4 protein-coding genes are annotated in these 2,694 nt (G+C 38.8%); 2 read left to right on the forward strand and 2 right to left on the reverse strand.

What is annotated here, in order from left to right:
* Positions 1-120 precede the first annotated feature (120 nt).
* Positions 121-456 (reverse strand): DUF2887 domain-containing protein, encoded by a 336-nt coding sequence (locus FFR48_RS26990; protein ID WP_236104206.1) that lies wholly within the window; start codon positions 454-456, stop codon positions 121-123.
* Between the two features lie 143 nt (positions 457-599).
* Between FFR48_RS26990 and FFR48_RS26995 the strand changes: the two genes are divergently transcribed.
* Entirely contained in the window at positions 600-1,349 is a 750-nt protein-coding gene (locus FFR48_RS26995; RefSeq protein ID WP_137669476.1) for a DsbA family protein, read from the forward strand.
* A gap of 89 nt (positions 1,350-1,438) precedes the next feature.
* Positions 1,439-2,272 (forward strand): alpha/beta fold hydrolase, encoded by an 834-nt coding sequence (locus FFR48_RS27000; protein WP_137669477.1) that lies wholly within the window; start codon positions 1,439-1,441, stop codon positions 2,270-2,272.
* Here FFR48_RS27000 and FFR48_RS29790 read toward each other — a convergent pair.
* Complete coding sequence (locus FFR48_RS29790; RefSeq protein WP_236104207.1) at positions 2,237-2,368, reverse strand: alpha/beta hydrolase; 132 nt, start codon at positions 2,366-2,368, stop codon at positions 2,237-2,239. The genes FFR48_RS27000 and FFR48_RS29790 overlap by 36 nt on opposite strands.
* Between the last annotated feature and the right edge of the window lie 326 nt (positions 2,369-2,694).

Genomic DNA, 2,694 nt, shown 5'->3' on the forward strand with positions numbered 1-2,694 from the left:
AAAAAGTGTGCATTTTTTGGGATTTCAAGAGATGGCAAAGAAATTTTCAAATCTTCTCCTGACTCCTGACTCCTGACTCCTGACTCCTATGCCCTCACGGAAAGACTTTCTCAGCAACCCCTAATTAGTTAATACTTCCACATCTAAACTACGTTTAGCAAACAAAGCCACCGCTTGCCAATCTTGCTGAGGTTTATATTGATTGAGGTAAATGTTGATTTCTGTAATAAATTCCCAGTAAAATTCCTGTTTTGGTTGAAATTGCACCTCCACAAAATAAATCGGTTTTTCTCCACTATCTGGCATAAATATACCATCAAATCTAAAGGCTTTTTCCTTCACTTCTACAGATGTGAATTTGTAACCTTCTGCTTTTTCTGTCGGTTCTCCCAGAAGTTCAAATAGTAAAGTATGGAAAGTGAGAAAAATCTGGTAAAATATTGTATCTGTGTGCATTACTGATGATATAAATTTAATATATTATACCCTAAAAAATACCCATCGAAATTACCAAAAATAATTTTTTTGTATCATGCTATCATTATCACCAATATCTAGTAATCTAAGAAAGTGTTTATCTATCCGCATAAGATATTACCATGATGAAAATTTTTCACAAACTCCGCATTTTGGCAATTACCAGCTTAATATTTTTGACTATTAGCTGGTCACTTCCAGCCCAAGCTGACACGAAAATTGACCCCAAACTAGAACAGCAAGTATTAGAAATTATCCGTCGAAATCCCAAAGCAATTATCGAAAGTGTGCAAGCATATCAGGAAGAACAGCAACAAAAAGTTCAACAAGCAAGACAGGGATTTTTACAAGATTTCAGAACAAATACTAAAGCTATCATAGGCGATTTTCCCACCACAGGTTCGACTCAATTAAAAACTGTATTAATTGAATTTTCTGATTTTGAATGTCCCTATTGTGCCGAAGCAAATAAAACTCTCAAAGATTTATTAGCAAAATATCCTAATCAATTCACCTTAGTTTATAAACATTTCCCTTTGGTGCAAATTCATGACCAAGCATTACCAGCAGCTAAAGCAGCTTGGGCAGCATATCAACAAGGTAAATTTTGGCAATATCATGATGCTTTGTTTACGAATCAAAAACAACTGGGAGAAAGTTTATATTTAGATATTGCGAAAAATCTCAATTTAGACTTAGCACAATTTAAACGCGATCGCAATTTAGCAGATAAAGCAATTCAACAAGACTTACAAATGGCTTATAAATTGGGTCTTTCTGGTACACCTTCTTTTATTATCAATAGCAAGAATGTGACTGGACCTGTTCAGTTATCAGAAATTGAGAGTATTTTGGAGAGAGGTGACAGCTAACAGGTGACTGGGGACTGGGGACTGGGGACTGGGAAAGACTTTTACCAATTACCCATTTCCTATTCCCTATGAATTATGAATTATGAATTATGAATTATAAATTACCTCTTAACGTTTACATCCAAGGTCAAGGATTTCCCATACTCGGTTTACACGGACATCCTGGTTCTGGCCGTAGTCTTTCTGTTTTTACTCATCATCTATCAAAACGTTTTCAAACCATTGCCCCAGATTTGCGCGGATACGGTAAAAGCCGCTGCAATATCAATTTTGATATGCAAGACCATTTGGACGATTTAGAAGCTCTCCTAGACCGTTTTCAGATAGAAAAATGCCTTGTATTGGGATGGTCACTGGGTGGCATTTTGGCGATGGAATTAGCATTGCGTTTACCACAGCGAGTCACAGGAATGATTTTAATCGCCACCTCAGCTAGACCTTGGGGCAATCATCCGCCTATCTCTTGGCAAGATAATCTTTATACTGGTGTAGCGGGAATATTAAACTATATTAAACCTGGTTGGTCTTGGAATATTGAAACTTTTGGCAAGCGATCGCTCTTTCGTTATTTAATTCAACAACATACACCCACCGCTTACGGTTACATTGCCAGGGAAGCCCTACAAGCTTATTTACAAACCTCTAGCTATGCTGCTCGCGCTCTTTATAGCGCCATTAAAGCAGGTTACAATCGACTTTCAGACTTGGAAAAAATCTCATGTCCGAGTTTGGTACTGGCTGGATCTGAAGACCGTCACATTACAGCTGATTCTAGCTTAGAAACAGCAAAACACCTTACAAACTCTCATTGGCAATGTTACCCCAATACCGCCCACCTTTTCCCCTGGGAAATTCCCCAACAGTTACTTTGGGATATTGACCATTGGTTAGCAGCACATCCAGAGGTAATTGGTAATTGGTAGTTGGTAGTTGGTAATTGGTAATTGGTAATTGGTAATTGGTAATTGGTAATTGGTAATTGGTAATTGGTAATTGGTAAGTACCTGTGCAAAATTAATTTCTTATTTGGAAACTCTGTATCCTTTACCAGACAAGGAAGACGGGTAAATGAAATAATCTTACGTGGCGATAGCGAAGCGCTGCTGCAAGCAGTTCGCCAATCTCAAATCCCCAAACGGTCAATCTTCGTTGTGTGACAGTTTAGGGTGCGGAAGGTAGGTTTGAAAGTCAAAATAGCTAAAACTTTTCCGCCACCCTCCAAAACTCAACCTCAAGGGTTTTCAGCCCATTTTCTTATAAAATTGATTACCCAGTCCCCAGTCCCCAGTCCCCAGTCCCCAGTCCCCAGTCCCCAGTCCCCAGTCCCCAGTCCCCAGTCCCCAGT

The sequence above is a fragment of the Sphaerospermopsis reniformis genome, assembly GCF_005402885.1.
GTDB classification, from domain to species: domain Bacteria; phylum Cyanobacteriota; class Cyanobacteriia; order Cyanobacteriales; family Nostocaceae; genus Sphaerospermopsis; species Sphaerospermopsis kisseleviana.

What these genes read in the sequence shown, in the direction of transcription:
- FFR48_RS26990 (WP_236104206.1), bottom strand. Translation starts at nt 456, where the DNA reads ATGCACACAGATACAATATTTTACCAGATTTTTCTCACTTTCCATACT.
- FFR48_RS26995 (WP_137669476.1), top strand. Translation starts at nt 600, where the DNA reads ATGATGAAAATTTTTCACAAACTCCGCATTTTGGCAATTACCAGCTTA.
- FFR48_RS27000 (WP_137669477.1), top strand. Translation starts at nt 1,439, where the DNA reads ATGAATTATAAATTACCTCTTAACGTTTACATCCAAGGTCAAGGATTT.